At 38.6% G+C, this 22,166-nt stretch carries 16 protein-coding genes; 8 read left to right on the forward strand and 8 right to left on the reverse strand.

Going from position 1 to position 22,166, the window contains the following annotated elements:
* Positions 1-342: 342 nt before the first annotated feature.
* Positions 343-1,104, forward strand: a complete 762-nt coding sequence (locus tag H3Z82_RS05435; RefSeq protein WP_182203386.1) for a YebC/PmpR family DNA-binding transcriptional regulator — start codon at positions 343-345, stop codon at positions 1,102-1,104.
* A 375-nt stretch (positions 1,105-1,479) separates the two neighbouring features.
* Positions 1,480-1,680 (forward strand): hypothetical protein, encoded by a 201-nt coding sequence (locus tag H3Z82_RS05440; RefSeq protein WP_182203389.1) that lies wholly within the window; start codon positions 1,480-1,482, stop codon positions 1,678-1,680.
* Between the two features lie 163 nt (positions 1,681-1,843).
* On the opposite strand, the gene H3Z82_RS05445 is transcribed toward H3Z82_RS05440, so the two are convergent.
* A complete protein-coding gene (locus H3Z82_RS05445; protein ID WP_182203391.1) occupies positions 1,844-3,196 on the reverse strand; it encodes a ribosomal protein L7/L12 in 1,353 nt (450 codons plus the stop codon).
* Between the two features lie 932 nt (positions 3,197-4,128).
* On the opposite strand from H3Z82_RS05445, the gene H3Z82_RS05450 reads away from it, so the two are divergent.
* The 4 genes from H3Z82_RS05450 (at position 4,129) to H3Z82_RS05465 (ending at position 9,408) form a co-directional block, all read left to right on the forward strand.
* Positions 4,129-4,377, forward strand: coding sequence for a hypothetical protein (locus H3Z82_RS05450; RefSeq protein WP_182203394.1), 249 nt, complete (start codon positions 4,129-4,131; stop codon positions 4,375-4,377).
* A 494-nt stretch (positions 4,378-4,871) separates the two neighbouring features.
* The gene (locus H3Z82_RS05455; protein ID WP_220459132.1) at positions 4,872-5,270 is read left to right on the forward strand and encodes a (deoxy)nucleoside triphosphate pyrophosphohydrolase; all 399 of its coding nucleotides are present in this window, start codon (positions 4,872-4,874) and stop codon (positions 5,268-5,270) included.
* On the forward strand, positions 5,270-8,416 hold the full coding sequence (locus tag H3Z82_RS05460; protein WP_182203396.1) for a DUF3427 domain-containing protein: 3,147 nt from the start codon (positions 5,270-5,272) through the stop codon (positions 8,414-8,416). The genes H3Z82_RS05455 and H3Z82_RS05460 overlap by 1 nt, the downstream gene beginning before the upstream one ends.
* Before the next feature lie 191 nt (positions 8,417-8,607).
* A complete protein-coding gene (locus H3Z82_RS05465; protein ID WP_182203399.1) occupies positions 8,608-9,408 on the forward strand; it encodes an aspartate dehydrogenase domain-containing protein in 801 nt (266 codons plus the stop codon).
* Here the strand turns inward: H3Z82_RS05465 and H3Z82_RS05470 are convergent.
* The 7 genes from H3Z82_RS05470 to H3Z82_RS05500 form a co-directional block, all read right to left on the reverse strand.
* Positions 9,395-10,312, reverse strand: coding sequence for an NAD(P)-dependent oxidoreductase (locus tag H3Z82_RS05470; RefSeq protein WP_182203401.1), 918 nt, complete (start codon positions 10,310-10,312; stop codon positions 9,395-9,397). The genes H3Z82_RS05465 and H3Z82_RS05470 overlap by 14 nt on opposite strands.
* A 306-nt stretch (positions 10,313-10,618) precedes the next feature.
* Positions 10,619-11,017 carry a lipocalin family protein gene (locus H3Z82_RS05475; RefSeq protein WP_182203404.1) on the reverse strand — a complete coding sequence of 133 codons (399 nt, stop codon included), beginning with the start codon at positions 11,015-11,017 and terminating at the stop codon, positions 10,619-10,621.
* A 186-nt stretch (positions 11,018-11,203) separates the two neighbouring features.
* Positions 11,204-14,086: a DNA polymerase I gene (polA, locus tag H3Z82_RS05480; RefSeq protein WP_182203407.1), complete on the reverse strand. Its 2,883-nt coding sequence runs from the start codon at positions 14,084-14,086 to the stop codon at positions 11,204-11,206.
* 295 nt (positions 14,087-14,381) lie between these two features.
* A complete protein-coding gene (gene dinB, locus H3Z82_RS05485) occupies positions 14,382-15,599 on the reverse strand; it encodes a DNA polymerase IV (protein ID WP_182203410.1) in 1,218 nt (405 codons plus the stop codon).
* Between the two features lie 137 nt (positions 15,600-15,736).
* Positions 15,737-16,162, reverse strand: coding sequence for a type II toxin-antitoxin system VapC family toxin (locus tag H3Z82_RS05490; protein ID WP_182203412.1), 426 nt, complete (start codon positions 16,160-16,162; stop codon positions 15,737-15,739).
* A gap of 1 nt (position 16,163) precedes the next feature.
* Positions 16,164-16,415 (reverse strand): DUF6364 family protein, encoded by a 252-nt coding sequence (locus H3Z82_RS05495; RefSeq protein ID WP_182203414.1) that lies wholly within the window; start codon positions 16,413-16,415, stop codon positions 16,164-16,166.
* A gap of 87 nt (positions 16,416-16,502) precedes the next feature.
* Entirely contained in the window at positions 16,503-19,562 is a 3,060-nt protein-coding gene (locus H3Z82_RS05500) for a DNA polymerase III subunit alpha (protein WP_182203417.1), read from the reverse strand.
* Between the two features lie 185 nt (positions 19,563-19,747).
* On the opposite strand from H3Z82_RS05500, the gene H3Z82_RS05505 reads away from it, so the two are divergent.
* Positions 19,748-20,518, forward strand: a complete 771-nt coding sequence (locus tag H3Z82_RS05505; RefSeq protein ID WP_182203419.1) for an XRE family transcriptional regulator — start codon at positions 19,748-19,750, stop codon at positions 20,516-20,518.
* Positions 20,518-21,903: an exonuclease domain-containing protein gene (locus H3Z82_RS05510; protein ID WP_182203421.1), complete on the forward strand. Its 1,386-nt coding sequence runs from the start codon at positions 20,518-20,520 to the stop codon at positions 21,901-21,903. The genes H3Z82_RS05505 and H3Z82_RS05510 overlap by 1 nt, the downstream gene beginning before the upstream one ends.
* Positions 21,904-22,166: the final 263 nt, after the last annotated feature.

Here is a 22,166-nt window from a genome sequence, read left to right on the forward strand (position 1 = left end):
AAAGTTATCATAATATTTCCTTTTATATTGATCAGAATCCCTCCAAATGGAGAGCAGATAAGTTTTTTGATTGATTTATAAACTGATTTTAATTGTAGCCTCCTCCGGGAAATCGTGTTTTGAACATCCATAGCAAAAATGATATAATGACGTAGGAATTACTCGTGAGTTGTATCTACTTCGAACTATTTATTGTATGATTTCGAAAATTAATACAATTCACCCACCATTCCAGTGCCGATCGCAGTATAATGTTTGCCACTTTCAGAATATGATTTACTTCCTTTTTTTTCGACTTAATGCATCTATCCTTATCTTTGATAAAATTCAAAAATTTAGATTGTGGCTGGACATAGTAAATGGGCAAATATAAAGCGCCGGAAGGGAGCTCAGGACAAGAAACGTGGAAAGGAATTTACACGGGCAATCAAGGAGATTTATGTAAGCATAAAGGAGGGGGGTACTGGCGATCCTGATGCCAATCCTGCATTGCGGAACGCTATTGCCAACGCTAAGGGCGTCAACATGCCCAAAGACACTATAGAGCGGGCCATTAAGAAAGCCAGTGGAGATGATGCCGATACATATGAGGAAGTGTCCTTTGAAGGCTATGGACCAAATGGGATTGCTTTTTTTGTGGAATGTACTACCAACAATACCAATAGAACAGTGGCATCGGTTCGTTCTATCTTTTCTAAAAATGGCGGCAGTCTGGGCGTAAATGGCTCGGTAGAATTTTTGTTCGAAAGAAAAAGTGTGTTTACCATTGAAGAAAAATCGTTACCCATGCCTCTGGAGGATCTCGAATTGACGCTTATAGACTATGGGGCCGAGAAATTTGAGTTGGAAGAAGGGTTCTTGACCATCTTTGCCGATTTTACTGATTTCGGAAAAATGTCCGAAGCTCTTGAAAAACTTGAGATTGAAGTCACCCAGTCCACATTACAACGCATCCCTTTGACCACAGTTGAACTCTCTGTTGAAAACGCAAAGAATATTTTGGAACTCGAGGAAAAGTTTGAAGAAGATGACGATGTCCAAAATGTTTACCACAACCTCGACATCAATGATGAACTGATAGCTGCGATGGAAGCAGATGAATAGGTGGTTTTTGCTTGCTATTGCCAAATGAAAAGATGGAAGTCAGATACTGGATGCAAGAGGGAAGTGCCTGCAGATGTTTAAGACGGAGATCGTTTAAAAATTTTAATGAGCGCTTATTGAAATTGGGAGATACGCCAAGTTAAGTACTATAGGTAGAAAGCTGATCCATTTTGTCTATTACGGGGTGTTGAAGTGTTCTTGCTGGAGACAAAATTTCAACTTAGAGAAGCTGTAATGGGAATTCCAAATAATAACAATAGAATTGGATTTGTAACCCCTAACGCAGGCTTATCTAATGAATTAGAATCGCGCTGGGGTTGAAACAATCATATTTTAAACGTCATATCTTGGAATCCATACGTTCAAACGCCATCCATGAAGAACACTTCAAGCCTATCCAAACTATTGAAACTATACGCTATCTTGGGAAGTCCTGGCAACTATGGATCTATTAAAAATGGTTTCAGTTCAGGGCACAGGCCCAGAATAGGGGTGACGAGATATCATTTTTTGATTTGTAAAATGCTGATAAAAGCTTGCGGAATTAAGAAAGCAGAATCTATTGCTTTTCATTAGTGTAGTACAAATTGATAATGACTCCAAAGGAATTGTAAATTAATGACTGCAAGGATTTTTACCAATCATTTTATGATTAGGGACATGACTAAACATTACGTTTTCATCTTGAGAAAGCGCTCTGCTATCCATAAAATCTGAACATCCCATATTGGTGGTTGTGTTAATCTAACCTCCTCTTAATGGTCCGTTTAGATTTACTCTTAATCTCACGATTTCTTTTATTCAACTTCGTTGTCTTTTTCTGAATTTTGACTCTGGCCCCAACAGATTCTAATAGATTTTTTACTCTTTCGGCAGTTTTTAAATTGATGTCTTCTTGAACGATGTCAAGTTCATTCACAATTCGCTCTGCTTCTTTCAAACTTCCAGTTCTAATTTCGCGTACAACTTTACTTACTGCTGTTTTATTGGTTCCTGCACTCAATAATTTCACTGAATAACCTGCATCAGATAGGTCTTGGTTAGTGTTGGATATCGATGGATTGATAGGACGGACCGATAGCTGATTATTTGATTCCACACTGGCATTTTGAGGGTTTGGAGAAGTCATGTTTTCAATTTTTGCGCTCGCACCAACGGATTCTAATAATCTTTTTATGCTTTTAGCAGTTCTTGAATTGAGGTCTTCCTGAACCACGCCAAGATGATTTACGATTTGTTCTGCTTCCTTCAAGCCACCCCCTCTAATTTCGCGTACAACTTTAATCACTGCTGTTTTATTGGTTCCTGCACTCAATAATTTCACTGAATAACCTGCATCAGATATGTCTCGGTTAGTGTTGGATATCGATGGATTGTTAGGACGGACCGATAGCTGATTATTTGATTGCAAACTGGCATTTTGAGGGTTTGGAGAAGTCATGTTTTCAATTTTTGCGCTCGCACCAACGGATTCTAATAGTCTTTTTATGCTTTTAGCAGTTCTTGAATTGAGATCTTCCTGAACCACGCCAAGATGATTTACGATTTGTTCTGCTTCCTGCAAACTACCCTCTCTAATTTCGCGTACAACTTTAATCACTGCTGTTTTATTGGTTCCTGCACTTAATAACCTTACCAAAAACATGTCATCGGATAAATCCCTTTGGAGCATTTTGATTTTTACAATCGCACCCAATTTTTTAAGTTGTTTGGCGAGCGCATTTGCCTCATTAATTTTTAAATCAGTATTTACAATGCCTCCATAATTTACTAAATTCTCTATATGATCTATTTTTTCCTCTCCTAGATAACTGATTAAAAACCGCGTAATTTCCGATTTTCTATGTCCCACAGGAGATAAAAACACCTCATATAAATTTGAAGTCGTGTTTTTATCATCATCCATTGCAATCAAATGATCAGCCAATTGACAATTAGGCATCATCAGATTCATCTCTGACATCATGCTTTTAGATTGCTCATAATTTTTTACATATAAAGCATTCAATCCTTTAGAATTTCCAAGAAACGACATTAATAAAAACAATCCAGTGATTATAATTCTTAAAGGGTCGTTGGTGAGCGTCTTCATGATCTGATTTATTAAAAAAAAGTTGATCCAACTTTTCATGATTTAATGAATTGACTCGTAAGCTACCTAAAATATGACAGATAAATAGGTGACGAATTAAAATTATTCAGGTTAAAAGCGCCTGTTCTTCTCATCTTTTAATTGATTTATACCCAATATATCATATTATCTGCCATTTGTGTATAGTGGAAAACCCAATGTATATTGATTAACTTCAACTCAAGAAATTTTTGTGCTCATCAACTCACTCAGTGTGCAAGTGAATGGAAATGCAGAAGCATTCCCAGTTTTGTAATTCGGTAATTTATTAAAATCCCATGTATTGTTCCCAAAAAGATTCTTATCAACTTTTTCTATTTTAATGACCAAGTAGTTTTTCTTTAAATCAGAGGTACTTTTTGATTTTGGATAACCTGTTTTTTCTAAATTTAATCTATTATATACTTGTAGACCTCTGCTGACAATTTTCCATAAATCATATGAACCGCTTGATTTATGAGTGCGAAGAAGAAGATATTTTGCTGAAACTGTTTCTTTGTCTAAAACTAAAGATTCCCGACCTTAATCCATTCGGAAATTATACGTTCCATTTTTTGAAATCCAATTATATTGAGCCTGTGTATTATCATCATTTAAATACTCAGGAATTGGTTCAGTAATTTCATTAAGGGTATCATTTTTCTAAAACTTGAAATTTTTTGTTTGCTAAATTTTCACGTTGCGAAGCTGTATTTAAGAAGTGTTTAAAGCCAATTTAACAATGAGATGTCGCTAATAGCACTGTGTTAGTGGTAATTTCGACTTAGCGATGCGTATCATGAATTCTTATGTGTGAAAATAAAACTGGATATGTGTGCTAATGGGAATTTGGCATCAAAACAAGTAAATGAGAATTGATTTTTATAGTATCTTTCCATAAAATTATACTTCTCATGAATACATTTAAAGCCGTTCATACAGAATATTTGAGACCGTCAAGAACTATTGAGACAGTTCTCGTATCGAATGAAAAATTAAGTCAAGTATTCTTTGTTTATAATTATGAAGGAAACTCTTTTAGAGTTTTTAAAAATCATTTAGATTTGATACTGTTCTTTCAGGATAAGGCTGAAGCCGATTATGAGTTTGGAACGGAGCTGGAGCTGGATGGGTTTTTGGGTGAGGTGAATTTATCACACTAATTCAAAGCTTATAATAACCGCATAGTTAGCTTGCTGTACAGTTAAAGTATAAGAAGGCAGTTTCGGTCATTTTGTAGATTTTTAACACTTGGAAAATTGAGTATATTTGAAAAGGAAAGATATGAGAACAACTTGCCTGATTTCAATTGATGGATAGAGAAGGTGCTAATAATATTGGAATAGAGAAGTTGAGGGTTTTCGGTGCGGAGTACGGGAGATATTCTTGATAAATAGAAATAATGATTGTGATTTTTCTATAGTAGGCATTATAAAACAACATGTATCATGACAAAGAAATCTGGCATGACAAAAAGATGTTCAATATCAAAAGATTAGTCGGTTCTACAATGGTAAAACGGAACATAACTGTTAAACATTCTGACGAGAAATATTCATTTACTAAAGCTTGTAAATTATTTATTGACGTTGCAAGGGGTTTAGTTTCAAATAAAAACCAGGTGTGATAAAAAAATGTTGTTTAAAATACGAATAATATGAAAATGCTTCACGTCGTTTGTGCCATCATCTATAACGATGATGAAATTCTTATAGCTCAACGCAGCGACAAAATGGCTTTGCCTCTTAAGTGGGAGTTTCCTGGAGGAAAGGTAGAAAGAAGTGAGGAAAAAAAAATGGCCCTACAGCGCGAAATAAATGAGGAATTAGCTATGGAGATTGAAGTTGGGGAAGCCTTAGAGCCTGTAATCTATCATTATAAAAGTTTTTCCATAACCCTTTATCCGTATATCTGTAATTCCTCTTCTAAAGCATTTATAAAACGTGAGCATCGGGAAATCCGCTGGGAAAAGATTGAAAATCTCAAGAAGTATGACTGGGCGGCGGCGGATGTCCCAGTGGTGAAAAAATTAATAACAGAAATAAATAAAATGTAATGATTGAGGGAGTTTACGAAAGTCTGATCACAGAAACGTTAAAAGAAAGGTTGTCTTCCTTAGATCGAAATCAATTTTTTGTAGCTGATGACAAACAATTGGATAAAGAGGAGGCTATTCATTTTCTGACAATACATTTTACTAAGGCTTTAAAAAATGCTTTAAATCTGATCAAAGCCGATAAGAAAAAATTTGTTTCACGGCAGATTGAGATTACGAATAAACTCTTAAGCTATTTATCAGAAAATATTTCTGATTATGAATTTTCAGAAGACCTTATCGCAGATGGAGGTTTTATTCTTGAGGGCATTTTGGATAAATTAAATTCCGATTATAAAGATGTCTCTTTGCAATTAAAAGAAATAATGCCTGCTACTCGTCTTGTCCAAAGCGAGCTTTTCGTAGGAGGCAATCAAGGGGTTTCTCTTGACTCTGAACTTAAGAAGGAAATTCGTTCTGCAGATCGAATTAACTTATTAGTTTCGTTTATTAAATGGAAAGCTATTGTTATTTTACAAGAGGCTTTTCAGGAATTTACGGCTCGTGGAGGAAAATTAAGAGTTATTACTACCACCTATATGGGAGCATCGGATGCCAAAGCTATTGATTTTTTAAACCATCTGCCCAATACGCAGGTAAAAGTTTCCTACAACAATTCAAATGAAAGGCTTCACGCCAAAGCTTATCTTTTTTACCGCAATACCGGATACCACACAGGTTATATTGGCTCTTCCAATTTTTCTCGCTCTGCATTAACTGATGGATTGGAATGGAATGTAAAAGTGACCACCAAGGAGATACCTCATATTATCGATAAGTTTCAAAAAACCTTTGAAAGCTATTGGAATGATCCAGAATTTGAACTGTATGATTCCAGTCAATTTGATAATCTCGGAAAAATTCTTTTGCAAAGTCAATTTGGGAAGAGAACAGAAGAAATCGTGAACTTTTTCGATCTAAAACCTTACCATTTCCAATCTGAGATTTTGGAAAAATTAAAGGTTGAACGAAACGTTCATGATTCCTGGAAAAATTTAATTGTAGCTGCAACAGGAACAGGAAAAACAATGATTTCTGCTTTTGATTTCAACGCTTATAAACAGGAAAATCCGAGAACAAAATTTCTTTTTATTGCACATCGGATTGAAATTCTACGGCAATCGCTTCATACGTTTCGAAATGTTCTAAAAGATCAAAATTTTGGAGAGTTATTTGGTGATAGTTACGTTCCCACACAAAAGAATGCAGTTTTTGCTACCATTCAAACTTTGGCCAATCAACTAAATTCTTTTTCCTCACCTGAATATTATGATTATATAATTTTAGACGAAGTTCATCACGCGGCGGCCGATTCGTATCAAAAAATCATTAATTATTATCGCCCAAAAGTGCTATTAGGTTTAACAGCTACTCCGGAACGAATGGATGGAAAGAGCATTTTAAAAGATTTCAATTTTCGAACGGCGGCGGAAATTCGATTACCAGATGCGTTAAACAACAAGCTTTTATGTCCTTTTCAATATTTTGGAATTTCAGATTCAGTGGATTATTCAAGAATTAAGTGGAATAACGGAAGATATGATATAAGTGAATTGACGCACTTGCTAACGGCAAATGACATTCGTGTAAGAGATATTATACGCAATTTAAAAAATTACACAAAAGACATAAACTCTGTGAGTGCCATTGGATTCTGTGCAAGTATCCTCCACGCAAAATATATGCAGCAGAAATTTTCGGAGGCAGGTCTAAAGTCCGAGTGCCTGACTTCGGAAAATACCAGAGATCGGGTTGATATTATTCATAAATTCAAATCAAAGGAAATCAATTATCTTTTTGTTGTTGATATTTTTAATGAAGGCATTGATATCCCTGAAATTGATACGGTTTTATTTTTAAGACCAACAGAAAGTTTGACCATCTTTTTACAGCAATTAGGCCGGGGTCTTCGACTCCACCAAGGAAAGGATGTACTCACTGTACTGGATTTTGTGGGTCACGCAAGAAAGGAATATGATTATGAGAATAAATTTCGTGCTTTAATTGGTAAAACTAATACCACTGTCCAAAATGAAATAGAAAAGGACTTTCCCAATCTACCACTCGGCAGCGCGATTGTCTTGGAGAAACAAGCAAAGGAGCATATTTTAGAAAATATACGTCAGGCGACTGATATGAATAAACGGAAGTTGATCAACTTATTGGAAAACTATGGAAACCACACCCATCTTCCTTTAAACCTTGAAAACTTTCTCCATATATACAATCTCGAACTAAAACATATTTACAAACACCACACATTTAACTCTCTATATTCTGAAGCTTTTAATAAGAAATTTGACACTCTTTATTTTGATAACTTCAAATCAATGATGGGTAAAAAATGGATGGTGACGGAATCTTTGACTTATTTTAAATTCCTTCTGGAATTAATCAATGTCGATTTTGAGTTAGACGCGTTACCGACTTCACAACAGAATGAGAAAATCGCTTTGATGTTATATTACGATTTTTATAAAGATGCGATCTCAGAATTGTCTTTAAAAGAAGGTTTAAAAAGGATTGGTAAAAACAAAGAGATGAATAAGGAGTTGAAATCTTTTTTATCGATTAAAATTGATAAAATTGGCTTTGAAGAAATTCCATTCACTTTGGATGATGGTTCGCTTTTTCCCTTACAAATTCATTCAAGATATACTCGTGATCAAATTTTAGTTGCTATGGGATTGAGTACCATAGACAAGAAAAATCCGAATCGCGAAGGAGCCGCTTTGAATAAAGAAACCAATACAGAAGCCTTGTTTATCAACCTACATAAATCGGAGGAAGATTTTTCACCCACTACCATGTACGATGATTATGCCATCAATGAGACTCTTTTTCATTGGCAGTCTCAAAATCAGACTTCGTCCGAAAGTCCAAAAGGTCTCTCCTACATTAATCAAAAAAAAGACAATAAAACTATTTTATTGTTTGTTCGCGAAAGCAATCGCGATGCAGATGGCTTTACGCAGGGTTATGTGTTTATTGGCCCTGCAAAATATGTGGAACACGAAGGTTCAAAACCAATGTCCGTAAAATGGGAGCTTCACGAACCGATTCCTCACTATCTCTGGAAAGAGAGTGCAAAATTGCGTGTAGGTTAACTTTTGATATAGGAGCTTTATAAGAACATTTAGATTCAAATGCTTTACGAGGTTTCGTGTTTCCCGCCCTCATTCCCCAGAATATTCCCTAAATTTGCTCACATGAAATGAGCATGCTAAATACTTTATTAGCATGAGAATGGTTAATTGCGAATTGCATGTAACCATTGAAAAACATTAAAAATAAATACATGAAATCATACACACTGGCCATTGCTGGCTGCGGAAAACTGGCCCATATTGTTGTGGAAGCTTTATTGAAAGACTTATTGCCAAATTATAAACTGATTGGTACCTACTCCAGAACCTTTGAAAGCGCCGAGGAGATTGCCAAAATTATTGACACTTCAAATTCGGGATACACCTGTACCCCCTGCCACAGTATTCAAGAACTGTTGCAACTCAAACCTGATTATATCGTGGAGACGGCTTCTCCAACCGGTTTTAAGGAATTGGCCTTGCCTGCCCTAAAAAACGGATCCAATATAGTGACCTTGTCCATTGGTGCACTTGCCGATGCTGAGTTTTATAAAGACGTGGAAAAAACGGCGTTTGAAAATGGTACCCGAGTCCATTTGGCATCTGGTGCTATTGGTGGTTTTGATGTCATGCGAACCGTCGCGCTTATGGAAGAAAGTGAAGTGACCTTTACGACCGAGAAAAGTCCTAACTCACTAAAACGAACTTCGGTTTATGACGAGGTACTTCAAACCGAAAGGCGTGAGGTTTTTAATGGTGATGCCATAGGTGCTATTGCCCTTTTTCCAACCCACGTCAATGTATCGGTGGCTGCTGCTTTGGCTTCGGTGGGTCCTGAAAATATAAAAGTATCTATCAATTCCATTCCTGGTTTTGTGGGTGACGATCACCGTATTGAAGTCAAAAGCGAAAACATCCACGCGGTGGTGGATGTCTATAGCAAAAACGCAAAAATTGCGGGTTGGAGCGTGGTGAATACCTTACGAAATATCGTATCGCCTATTGTATTTTAGTATAGGCCGTTAAATTCGCCAATACTTTTTCGCTCAGACGCTTAAATGCCTGTTGGGTTCTCCCGGTAGACACTTGCAGGCAATTGACGTTCGGGTATTTTAAAAAGCGTTTGTCGCCCAATGCAATGAGCGTATCGCAATACACGACATTATCGCCAGCAGTCAGCCATTTTTCAAAAGGTTCGGCATCCCAGGAAGGGGACAATCCTGTGTTGAACAATATCTTTCGGTTACCAAAAGCTTCAAACTCGGCTTCGTGCAGCAAAACGGTGTTTTTGTTCAAACAGGTAATGACGACTTCACTGGTGGCCAATACTTCTTTTAGCGGTAAAAACTGATAGCCTTTGGCCTTGGCATCTGCTTTTTCACTGCGTGCGAAATAGGTGATGTCAGCGCCAAAAAAGCTTAGCGCATCGGCTATCATGCCACCGGACTTGCCCAAGCCGACGATACCGGCTTTCAATCCAGTGATCTCACGTGGAATCGTACTCCAAGGCTGTCTCGGTTTGCCATCAGAAGTGGTGCCAAAGCCGTGCAGACACCGCACCAATTCACTGATCACGTATTCCACAACGCCTTCATCGCCATAATCGCGGACGCCTTTGACCGTAATGCCTTGTGAATTGGCATAAAGGATATCGACGTTAGCACTTTCCGGAGAATATAGGGAGCAGCACATCCCAATGTATTTGATATTTGGACATTGCTCTAAGATATCCTTGCCTATGGTACTTCTATGACTGATCAACACGCCATCGGCATCGCCAATGCGCTTAACGATTTCTTCAGCGGTTGAGGGCTGGTTTTCATGTAAAATAAGCGTTTCCGCAAAAGATTCTAATTTTTTATTAGCCGAAGGGATCAATTCCAATGGCTCTATTCCAACAAGTTTCTTGAACTTCATTTTTTTATTATTTTTTGATTTTTAGGACAGTCAAAAGTGGACTGCCCAATTGTTTTTATTTCCAACAGGGATTTAAATACCCGAGGTTTTTTATAAACACAGTGGTTGGTGGTAGATTTTTAATTTCACAAATAGCACTGAGCTTTAGTCTGTTTTGAAAAATTTAAGTGCTTTTTTGTTTCGTGTATGGGCAGTGGCGTGGTTCGTCACGGACATTTGCAAACAGGTACTTGCCAGGGGTAAATCCGAAGGGTTTTCCAAGTAGGTAAGGACGAGCCATTGCTTATACTTTGTTGTAAGCAGCTTTTATTTCTTTTTATATTTCACTTTACAAGGTTCAATACATGGATAATTAATAATTAGTATGTTTCCATTTTGTTCAAATGTGAAATCATATTCTGGATTGTCACAGTCAGATGAATTAAAAGTCCATTTAGATTTAGAGTAGGTTCCAGAAGTCGGGTTACCCGCATTTATCCCCATATCACATAAATTTCCATTTGAGGCTATTATTCCTCCACTTTTAAAAGTTATAGTTTTGTCGCTTTCAACAGAAGAGAAGGTTCCGCTTCCATCTCCAGGGTCTGATAAAACTTCTATTAATTGCCAATTTCCAATTAAGTCGGTATTTAAGTTTGAATCATCATCATTATTACAGGAAAATAAAATTCCAGCAATAATTAAAGTAAATATTAATTTTTTCATAATTGAGGTTTCTTTATAGATGCTGAAATTCTAAATGGTTGCGTCAAATTGCTTACAACATAGGTTTTAGGTTAAGCTAACTTTTTTAAGTAATTAAAAGACGCCACTAAATCTTGATACTTGATTCTAAAAGCGAAGCGGTCTTGATTCTCTTATTTTTCTCCCCAATTCGATAATTTAGATACGTTAGTGCGCCTCCAGCCAATCCTGTCCAACGCCCAAATCCACAACCAAAGGCACCGCTAACTCATAAGCACTTTCCATTTCCGATTTGACCATTTTTTTGATGTCCTCCAATTCTGTCTGATACACATCAAACACGAGCTCATCATGCACTTGAAGGAGCATCTTGGTTTTGAATTTTTTGTCGACCAGTTTTTTGTGGATGTTGATCATCGCCACTTTAATGATATCCGCTGCACTCCCTTGGATTGGTGCGTTTACGGCATTACGTTCCGCGGCACCTCTAACTACGGCATTTCTGGAATTGATGTCTTTTAAATAGCGACGACGGCCCAAAACCGTTTGCACATAGCCGTTTTCTCGTGCTATTGCTATTTGATCGCTAATATAATTACGCAATTTTGGATAGGTAGCGTAATAGGTGTCAATCAAATCTTTGGCTTCGGTTCTCGATAAATCGGTTTGGTTGCTCAGCCCAAAGGCAGAAACACCATAGATAATCCCAAAATTGACCGTCTTGGCATTGCTACGTTGCTCACGGGTGACTTCCTCCAACGGTACACCAAATACTTTTGATGCGGTAGAAGCGTGAATGTCCTCACCTTTCTTAAAGGCATTGATCATATTCTCCTCTTCACTCAGGGCTGCAATAATGCGCAACTCAATTTGGGAATAATCCGCTGCCAGTAAAATGTAATTCTCATCTCTTGGTACAAATGCTTTACGGACTTGACGACCGCGCTCTGTACGGATAGGTATATTTTGCAGATTGGGATTGTTACTGCTCAAGCGTCCGGTAGCGGCCACAGTTTGCATATAGTCGGTATGGACCCGGCCAGTAGTTGGCTCTACCTGATTTGGTAGCGCATCAATATAAGTGCTTTTCAGTTTTGCCAGTCCGCGATAGTCTAAAATATGTTGGATGATTTTATGGTCCTTGGCCAAAACAGATAAAATTTCTTCGCCAGTGGCGTACTGCCCCGTTTTGGTTTTTTTGGGTTTTTCAACCAACTTGAGTTTATCAAATAAAATATCGCCCAACTGTTTTGGGGATGCAATATTGAATTCTTCGCCCGCTTCCTTGAAAATATCGGCTTCTAAAACTTTGATGTCGTTATCCAATTTTTCGGAAAGGGAATTCAAGAACTTTTCATCCAAGTTGATTCCTTCCAATTCCATATCGGCAAGGACGCGCAAGAGCGGAATTTCAATCTCATCAAATAGTTTTTGAGTATTGGCTTCTCCCAGCTCTTTTTCAAAATGTTCTTTAAGCTGTAAGGTGATATCGGCATCTTCAACGGCATATTCGGTTTGCTTTTCCAAAGAAACCGAACGCATGGACAACTGGTTTTTACCTTTTTTGCCAATCAAGGCTTCAATGGGCATTGGCGTATAGTTCAAATAGGTTTCCGCCAAGATATCCATATTATGGCGCATATCCGGATTGATTAGGTAATGGGCCAACATGGTATCAAACAATTTGCCTTTGACTTGAATATTGTACTTATGAAGGACTTTAATATCATATTTTAAGTTCTGACCTACTTTTTCTATGGTTTCAGATTCAAAAAACGGTCGCAGTTGCTCAATTAAAGCTTGGGCGTCATCTTGGTCTTCTGGAAATGGCAGGTAAAAACCTTTGCCAACTTCCCACGAAAAGGCAATCCCCACCAATTCGGCAGTAATGGGGTCTAAACCTGTGGTTTCGGTATCAAAACAAACGCTGGTTTGTTTCATCAGATTTTGAATAAATAGCTTGGTTGCCATGCCGCTCGCTACACTCTGGTAAAAATGAGTTGCTGTTTCTGCAGTTTTACGCGTAAACTCTGAAGCCGTTTCAGATTGATTACTGTCATTAGATGTAGCACCGCCAAATAAAGAGAATTGTCCAGCTCCTGCTGATCCTTTTGACTCGGTGGGCTTTTTGCCTACAGCCGTGTTTAGTGAATTTCCAGCGCCTGCAATTTTGTTATGTTCCGTACCTCCGTTAGCAATGGCTTCTTCGGTAAAGGTTTTTAAGAAATTATCGGTAAGACGTCTGAACTCTAATTCTTGAAAAATGGTTTTTACCGCTTCAATATCGGGTTCCGACATTTCAAAGTCGGTTTCACAAAACTCTACAGGTACATCCAACATGATGGTGGCGAGGGTTTTGGAAAGCATGCCCAATTCCCTATTGGCTTCAATCTTTTCTTTCATTTTGCCCTTCAGCTGATCTGTGCTTGCCAAAAGGTTTTCCATGCTTCCAAATTGCTTGATAAATTTTTTGGCAGTCTTTTCACCAACACCCGGAAGGCCTGGAATATTATCGGAGGAATCGCCCATCATTCCCAAGTAATCGATGACTTGTAGCGGGGTTTCAACCTCAAATTTCTTCTTTACCTCTTCAACGCCCCAGGTTTCATAGCCGCCACCAAAAGATTTCGGACGGTACATGAATATGTTCTCTGTGACCAATTGCGCAAAATCCTTGTCTGGAGTGACCATATAGGTGGTGTAACCTTGGGCTTCAGCCTGTCTTGAAAGCGTTCCTATGACATCATCAGCTTCAAAACCCTCCTTAACGATAATTGGAATATGCATGGCTTCCAGTATATTACAAATATGCGGAATGGCCGTTCTAATGCCTTCGGGGGTCTCGTCCCTATTGGCTTTGTAGTCTTCAAATAATTCCACCCGGTCCACACTGCCGCCCTTGTCAAAACAGACCGCCAAATGATCTGGACGCTCTCTTTTAATAACATCTAATAAGGAGTTCATAAACCCCATAATGGCGGAGGTGTCTTCACCCTTGGAATTGATTTGAGGATTCTTGATAAAAGCGTAATAACCTCTAAAAATTAAAGCGTAGGCATCGACTAAAAAGAGTCGTTTTTTTTCTGACATGAATGTGTTTTTTTGAAGTTTATAAAATTACAAAAGATAATTTGATTTGGACCTTGGGATGTGCTTAATGTGAATATTATGCGAGGTGTCGCCGCGTTACACTGAACGTTTGAGGATGCAGCGTACGTGGGATTGTGGGTTGATGCGATATTTGAGTACCAATTTACATGTCTTCATTATTTTATAACCTATGATATTTCAAAAATTTATTTTAATTAAACTCCTAAACTCCAATTAAAATTGCCTACGCGATTGCAGCAAAGCAAAGGCGGTAAACCTTGACTCTGAAACCTAATTACGACTTTCGATGCGGTAACAACGGAGGCGGTTCGCCATTAAACGGGTTCCATCGGCCAATGGTTCGCGCTTCCATGCCGGCGGCATTGATTACAGCCCTGTCGCCATAGCGTTCACGCATTTTGTCAATGGCGGTGTTTAGATTTAGAAGCTTGGTATCGTCGTCAAACAAATTGACCTGGTGGCCACCTTCTACCAAATGGCTGAATTTGACCCCAATCAGCCGTACTAAAAGTCGGCGGTTATAAAGTTTTTCAAACAGATTGAGCACTACGGGAATGATATTGTGATCCATGGCACTGTACGGAATGCGTTGCTGTTGCGTATAGGTCTGAAAATCAGAATAGCGGATTTTAAAAGTTACACATGCCGACAGTTTATTGCCACGGCGCAATTGATAGGCCAGATTTTCAGCCATGGCAATGATAATACCTTTCAATCTGGTCACGTCTGTAGTGTCTTTATTGAAGGTGCGTTCTGTGGAGATGGATTTGCGCTCTTGGTATTGAACCACTGGCGAATTGTCGATACCGTTGGCTTTGTTCCAAATGCTCAAGCCGTTTTTTCCAAGGACTTTGTACATGAGTTCCATGGGCATTTCCTGAACGGTCCTGATTTGTTTGATGCCCAAGTCGCATAGAGATTTATAGGTGACATCGCCAACCATAGGGATTTTCTTAACGGACAAAGGTGCCAAAAAAGGTTTTTCATCGCCTGAGAGAATACGGATTTCATTATTGGGTTTTGCTTCTCCAGTGGCAATTTTTGATACGGTTTTGTTGAGCGACAATCCAAACGAAATGGGCAATCCGGTTTCTTTGATGATGCGTTGACGCAATTCAGAAGCCAATTTATGACAGCCAAAAAACTTGTCCATCCCCGTCAAATCGATATAAAATTCATCAACCGATGTTTTTTCATAAAGCGGAACGCTGTCTTTGATCACATCTGTAACATTTTGTGAAAACTTAGTATAAGTGCCGGCGTCGCCGCGAAGAATAATGGCTTCGGGACATAATTGTTTTGCCATGCGCATGGGCATTGCGGAATGGATGCCAAATTTCCGTGCCTCATAGCTACAGGAGGCCACAACACCTCTATCGCTCGTGCCGCCAATCAGGACCGGTTTCCCAATCAGGCGACTATCGAGCAGGCGTTCGCAGGACACGAAAAAAGTGTCTAAATCCATATGGACTATGGAGCGTTGGTGGGGCATTTTTTCTTTAAAGAATTGAGAATTAAGAATCAAGAACAAGGAACAAAGAATCGAGACTGTTTCTAAAAAGGGTGCTTTTACGAAAGGAAATCAAGATTTGCTTTCGACTCATTAATGAATAACGTTTTTTAGATATTTTATTTGATGTTAGAGTTGCCTTTCAAATACATTTCAGGGGTCATTATGGCTAATGTGCTTTTTTTAAAATCTTTTATATTCCTTGTTAAAATGACTTTAATTTTTCCTTTTCCTATAGCAGAGAAATTTTGTAAAGCATCTTCAAAATCCTTGAATTGAGAATTTAACGCATTTAAGACGACGGTTTTATCCATCTCAGCAATGTCGATAATGGTTAGAAGCTGTTTTAATCTTTCAATAATAATGTCATGCTTTCCAATTTTTCTCAATAAATAATAAATATTTGAAATTGCTACAGGAGTTATAAATCCTTTTATTTTTTGTTCTTCACATAAGTTCAAAACTTTTGCGGCATATTCGGAATAGGGTTCTCGATCAAAGAAAAAATCCAATATGACATCGGTGTCTATAAGTACATGGTCCATTCTATAAATATTTTTCTTCTAATCGTTTCGTTAATTCTTTCTTGTAATCTATTTTTTTAGATGTTTTAAAAGAGCCTTTTAGGGATTTTACAATTGAATGAAGAGTTTTCTCGCTTTGTTGACGTTCTTCCATGGTTAATATTTTGAGATAATTTTCAATAATATCAGATAGGCTACGATTTTTCTCTTTTGCATATTTTTTTGCCTTTTCTATGACTTCCTTTTCGATTGTCAATGTCAATTTCGTACTCATAACTTGTTGTTTTTTATAAAGATAATAAAAAAATAAATGCACGTATATTATTTAATATATCTATACGTATTCTTAATGGTTGTCTACCTATCGGGAAGCGGATATTTGAATAGGTGATCTTTTAGGTTTTAATCTCACTCTCGGCATCATTCCGCTCTGAAAATCCTCTTCCTCTCGGGAAAGGGATTTAGAGGATGGGATTTTATACCTCGGATCTTCAATCACCGCCAAGTGTTCCATACTGCTCACTTCAATGCTTACACAATCAAATTCAACTACTATTTTGCCGGTAATGCTATAAATACCCTTGCCTCTAAATGGAAATTTCGCTGCCACCGGCGGAAAATGTACGGTATCTACAAAATCGCCATCACGATCCAAAAAGTTTCCAAAATGCATGATTTTGCCATTGGTGGTCTTGGTGTTTTTGAGGGTGATAAGGTAACCTTCAATGGTGACCGTCTTTCCTTCCAGGGCTTGCAAATCTTTTGCGCGTAACGGATTTGCCGAACGTTTTTTCAATAGGTGAAACGGGTTGCAAAGCGGAAAGCCTAACAATTCAATTTCGTCAAAAGCATTTTCCAAGGCTGTACTTGGCAATTCTGGGGTTTTATACTGGATTCGTTCAGTCTTGAATAATGTGACGACATTCTCTTGTACGGCATGTTTGCTGATTTTTAAATGAGCTTCCCAGAGCAGTTCGCGTTTGTTGTTTCCGGTAAATCGGAAGGCATTTATTTTTATCAAGATCGAAACCTGTTCTATGGAAATGGGAACCCGTTCAATGAAGTCATCCAAACTTAAAAAGTTGCCTTCTGCCTGGCGTTCTTTTACAATATGCTTGATGGTTTTTGACTCCAAGGACTGTAGGAACATAAATCCGAGGTAAATGGTTTTACCCTGAATGACCGTTTGCGTAAAGCTCGTGTTGATGCATGGTGCCTCTATGAGGCCACCATCCATTCGCGCTTCATGGACATAGAGTTCAGTGCTGTAAAATCCGCCAAAATTATTTATGGTCGCCACCATATATTCCAATGGGAAATAGGCTTTCAAAAACAAACTTTGGTAACTTTCCACGGCGTAAGATGCCGAATGGCCCTTTGCAAACGCATACCCGGCAAAACTTTCAATCTGTCGCCAAATATCGGATACCAAACCATCAGGTTTTCCTGATTTTTTACAGTTGTCAAAAAATTGTTGTTTCACTTTTAAAAACTCATCGCGCGATCGAAATTTCCCGGACATGCCACGACGTAGCATATCGGCTTCGCCAAGCGTGAGGCCACCAAAATAGTGTGCTACTTTTATAACGTCTTCCTGATAGACCATCACGCCAAAGGTTTCCGGCATAATTTCAAGTAATACTTTGGGCGCATCCTTTCGGCGTTGTGGGTCACGATACCGCAGAATATATTCCCGCATCATGCCACTTTTGGCGACGCCAGGACGAATTACGGAACTTGCCGCCACCAAGCCCAAATAGCTATCCACTTGCAATTTCCGCATCAGCATACGCATGGCTGGAGACTCTACATAAAAACAGCCGATGGCCTTAGCATTTTTAAGCAAATATTTGATGCGTGCATCTTGTTTGAACCGTTGAATATCGTGGATGTCGATAGGTGGTTTTTCGGGATGGTTATAGGCGACAATCTCTGTGGCTTCCTTGATCTTCCCGAGGCCGCGTTGGCTCAAAATATCAAATTTGTACAGACCGATATCTTCCGCTACAACCATATCAAATTGAGTGGTGGCATAGCCTTTTGGGGGCATAAAAGTAGCGCCATAACAATGAATGGGTTTTTCCGAAATAATAATACCACCGGCATGAATACCCAAATAATTAGGAAAGCCTTGAATATACGTGCTGTATTTAATGACGAGTTGAGACAGGTTGTCCAATTGATTAATATGGTATTTGCCTCTGGTGAGCTTGTCCATTTCCGATTTTGGTAAACCAAATACCTTTCCCAATTCCCGGACGGAGGCTTTAAACTTAAAGGTGTTATACACGGCAATCAAAGCTGTGTTTTTAAATCGGTTGAAAATAAAAGCGGTGATATCATCTCTATCCTTCCACGAGAAATCAAGATCAAAATCGGGTGGATTCTGTCTGAACACATTGATAAAACGTTCAAAATAGAGATCGAGTTCCACCGGATCCACATCGGTTATCCGAAGCAAATAAGCAACAATGCTATTGGCCCCACTGCCACGGCCTACATAAAAATAGTTCTTGCTGCGTGCATATTTTAAGATCTTCCAGTTGATCAAAAAATAAGACACAAATCCTTTTTGTTCAATGATGGACAGTTCTTTCTCGATACGTTTAAAAATACGTTCTCCAGGATTTTTATAGCGGTAATGGATGCCATCGTAGGTGAGCTTCTTAAGCAATTTGAAATCCAATGCTTCATTGTGGGTGTAGCAACGTTGGTTGTTGGGGTTTTCATGTGAAAAGTCAAAATTAATCTGACATTTTTCAAGAATGGATGCTGTGTTTTTTAAAAGCTCTGGAAACTCATTATAAGTATCGCACAATTCCTCATAGGGCAACATTCTGTCCGTCTCCTCTCCCTGCTCACTTTTAGCAAGTTTGCTCAATAGGGTGTTATTGTCAATAGCACGCAATAAACGATGGGTGTTAAAATCCTTCTTACTCTGAAATGACACGGTTTTTAATACGACCAATTTGTTGCGTAAGGTATTCCATTTGGAGAATTTGAGATGGTTCAAATCCTTTGGTTTGATGCCTAAAAATTCGTTCTCTTTGAGTTGGTATGTTTTTTTATGGATGTATGGATAAATCACAAAGACATCTTCCAGTTGGGGAGCAATTTCAGGGATTTCCAATTCAGGATTATGTAAGAATTCTGATAGGTAATCGTTGATATTCTTAAACCCATGGTTGTTTTTGGCAATGAGGATAAATTGCTGTTGGGCACCATTTCTGAAATCAATGCCCAAAACGGGTTTGATTTTATATTTTGAGGACAATCTTACAAAATCCAAACAGGCGGATGTGCTGTTGATATCCGTTAATGCCAAGGTCTGCAAGCCGTTTTCTGAAGCGATGGCAAGCAACTGCTCAGGCTTAATGGTGCCGTAGCGAAGGCTGTAGTAAGTGTGGCAGTTGAGATACATTTTTTCTTATTTATTGATATTTTTCAAAGTTAGCTATTATATGTAGTATTGATTGCTTATATTTGTAGTAAGTTGTAGATTCAAGATTCAAGATTCAGGATTCAGGATTCAGGATTCAGGATTCAGGATTCAGGATTCAGAATTCAGGATTCAGGAATTGTGGCAGAAATAAAATGAAATAAAAAATGAAACATATCCAAGCAAATATCAAACACCTACGTTCATTAAAGCAACTTTCGCAAGAGCGTTTTGCAGATGAATTGGGTTGGTCAAGATCCATCGTAGGATCTTATGAAGAAGGACGGTCCGAGCCGCCCATTGACCGATTGATCGATTTGTCCAATTACTTTAAAATCCCCATTGACATTCTGGTCAGAAATGATTTGCGAAAAGCCAAAGACACCTCTTTTATTGACATTGGCAGCAAGCGGGTGCTGTTTCCGATAACGGTCAGTGAAGCTAATGAAGACCTCATAGAGATTGTTCCGGCAAAAGCTTCGGCAGGTTATTTGTCAGGCTATGACGATCCGGAATATATTGAACAGCTCCAGAAAATCAAGTTGCCTTTTCTTCCCACCGGTACCCATCGTGCCTTTCCTATCAAAGGCGATTCGATGTTGCCCGTAAAGGATGGTTCTTTTGTGGTCGCAAAATTTGTGGAAGATATTCAAGATGTGAAAAATGGACGTACCTATATTGTATTGACCAAAGACGATGGCTTGGTATATAAGCGTGTTTATAATTTGATGGAGGATAAAAATGTTTTGTTGTTGAGCAGCGACAATAAAGCGTATCAACCGTATGAAGTCCCTATTGAAAATGTATTGGAGCTTTGGGAATTTACCTGCTGTATCAACACTCAGGAATACGACGAAAAAGAACTGAAAATGAGCAGTATTATGGCGATGTTCCAAGAGTTGAAAGTGGAATTGGAAGCAGTTCAAAAAATGGCATAATGGCAAAACCCAAAACCACTTATACCATTATTGATGTCGAAACGACTGGGCGAGGCAATAAGATTACTGAAATTTCCATTTTTAAACATGATGGTGAAAAGGTTCTTGAAGAGTTCACCTCGTTGGTTAATCCGGAAGCCTTGGTTCCAGACTATATTACTGCACTGACAGGAATTGACAATACATTGGTTGCTGATGCGCCAACCTTTGCTGAGATTTCAGATGCCGTTCTTTCCATTACGGAAGATAGTATTTTTGTGGCCCATAATGTCAACTTCGACTATAACGTGATCCGTAATGAATTTAAAGCAATTGGCGTCGATTTTAGACGACGGAAGTTATGTACGGTACGACTATCGCGAGCCTTATTCCCCGGATTCCGATCGTACAGTTTGGGGAAATTATGCCACTCTTTGGATATTAAATTGGTGGATAGACATCGTGCACGAGGCGATGCCGATGCTACCGTCACGTTGTTTGAAAAATTATTGGCTCACGACCATTCGGATACTGTTTTTACCGACTTTTTGAAAAAGGGATCTAAGGAAGCGACTTTGCCATCCCATTTGCCAAGTGCTATTTTTGAGGGCATTCCCAATAGTCCGGGTATTTATTATTTCAAAAATAAAAAGGGAAAAATAATTTATGTTGGGAAGGCCATCAATCTTAAGAAACGCGTCTTAGGACATTTCTACGATAAAAAGGAAAAGGAACTCAATCTTTGCAGAGAAACCGCCCATATTGATTTTGAACTTTCGGGCAGCGATCTCGTGGCCCGACTGATGGAGGATGCAGCCATCAAGCATCATTTCCCCATATATAACCAAGCGGCCAAACGCGTGCCAAAACCGTATGCCGTGTTTAGTTATGAAGATCGACAGGGCGTTCAACATTTGGCTTTCAATACGCTGAAAGCAACACCCAATCCGTTACGGATTTTTCACAGCATTCGCGACTGCCGATTGTATTTGGAGCAGGTATGCGAGCAGTTTGAACTGTGTCCAAAATATTGCCATTTGCAGGAAAATGTATGGACCTGCTCGCATTACAAGCTGACCACTTGCAAAGGGGTCTGTAGAGATGAAGAATCGGTTGTAGCTTATAATGAACGCGTGAAACTGGCAATTGATTATATGGCCAACTCCAATCAGAACTTGGTTTTAAAAGAAAAGGGGCGACACGTGGAAGAAGAAGCTTTTGTGCTCATCAAAAACGGGCTCTATCTTGGCTATGGATTTATTGAGAAATCAGAACAGATTTTAAATACCGACGATTTGGAAACTTTTCTTATACCACAAAAGGAAACTATGGAAGTGCAAGGGATTTTGAGAAAGGTTTTATTGCAAATACCGCAGGACCGTTCTTCTGAACTAATAACACTGTAGCGGGCAAATGCTTCGCAACGTGGCTGTTGATGGCCAGAGAATTTTCCGAGTGCCAGTGTCAATATTTTGATCATAAAAATTGTTTAGACAAGCGCTAACCAAAATAGTTTGTGGGCGCAAAGTTTATAAACTAAGCCACCCCTATGACGTTGATACTTTATTTGTGCTGAATATCTTCGCTAAGAAACAAGACCCTTTCTCAGGCGGAAGCAAAGAGCATAGTTCTTAATTCACTTTTACAACCCATCTGTTTTGCAAGTGCT

Source organism: Gelidibacter maritimus, from assembly GCF_014062315.1.
Taxonomy (GTDB): Bacteria; Bacteroidota; Bacteroidia; order Flavobacteriales; family Flavobacteriaceae; genus Gelidibacter; species Gelidibacter maritimus.

What these genes read in the sequence shown, in the direction of transcription:
- H3Z82_RS05440 (WP_182203389.1), top strand. Translation starts at nt 1,480, where the DNA reads ATGAAGAACACTTCAAGCCTATCCAAACTATTGAAACTATACGCTATC.
- H3Z82_RS05445 (WP_182203391.1), bottom strand. Translation starts at nt 3,196, where the DNA reads ATGAAGACGCTCACCAACGACCCTTTAAGAATTATAATCACTGGATTG.
- H3Z82_RS05450 (WP_182203394.1), top strand. Translation starts at nt 4,129, where the DNA reads ATGAATACATTTAAAGCCGTTCATACAGAATATTTGAGACCGTCAAGA.
- H3Z82_RS05455 (WP_220459132.1), top strand. Translation starts at nt 4,872, where the DNA reads ATGAAAATGCTTCACGTCGTTTGTGCCATCATCTATAACGATGATGAA.
- H3Z82_RS05460 (WP_182203396.1), top strand. Translation starts at nt 5,270, where the DNA reads ATGATTGAGGGAGTTTACGAAAGTCTGATCACAGAAACGTTAAAAGAA.
- H3Z82_RS05465 (WP_182203399.1), top strand. Translation starts at nt 8,608, where the DNA reads ATGAAATCATACACACTGGCCATTGCTGGCTGCGGAAAACTGGCCCAT.
- H3Z82_RS05470 (WP_182203401.1), bottom strand. Translation starts at nt 10,312, where the DNA reads ATGAAGTTCAAGAAACTTGTTGGAATAGAGCCATTGGAATTGATCCCT.
- H3Z82_RS05475 (WP_182203404.1), bottom strand. Translation starts at nt 11,017, where the DNA reads ATGAAAAAATTAATATTTACTTTAATTATTGCTGGAATTTTATTTTCC.
- polA (WP_182203407.1), bottom strand. Translation starts at nt 14,086, where the DNA reads ATGTCAGAAAAAAAACGACTCTTTTTAGTCGATGCCTACGCTTTAATT.
- dinB (WP_182203410.1), bottom strand. Translation starts at nt 15,599, where the DNA reads ATGCCCCACCAACGCTCCATAGTCCATATGGATTTAGACACTTTTTTC.
- H3Z82_RS05490 (WP_182203412.1), bottom strand. Translation starts at nt 16,162, where the DNA reads ATGGACCATGTACTTATAGACACCGATGTCATATTGGATTTTTTCTTT.
- H3Z82_RS05495 (WP_182203414.1), bottom strand. Translation starts at nt 16,415, where the DNA reads ATGAGTACGAAATTGACATTGACAATCGAAAAGGAAGTCATAGAAAAG.
- H3Z82_RS05500 (WP_182203417.1), bottom strand. Translation starts at nt 19,562, where the DNA reads ATGTATCTCAACTGCCACACTTACTACAGCCTTCGCTACGGCACCATT.
- H3Z82_RS05505 (WP_182203419.1), top strand. Translation starts at nt 19,748, where the DNA reads ATGAAACATATCCAAGCAAATATCAAACACCTACGTTCATTAAAGCAA.
- H3Z82_RS05510 (WP_182203421.1), top strand. Translation starts at nt 20,518, where the DNA reads ATGGCAAAACCCAAAACCACTTATACCATTATTGATGTCGAAACGACT.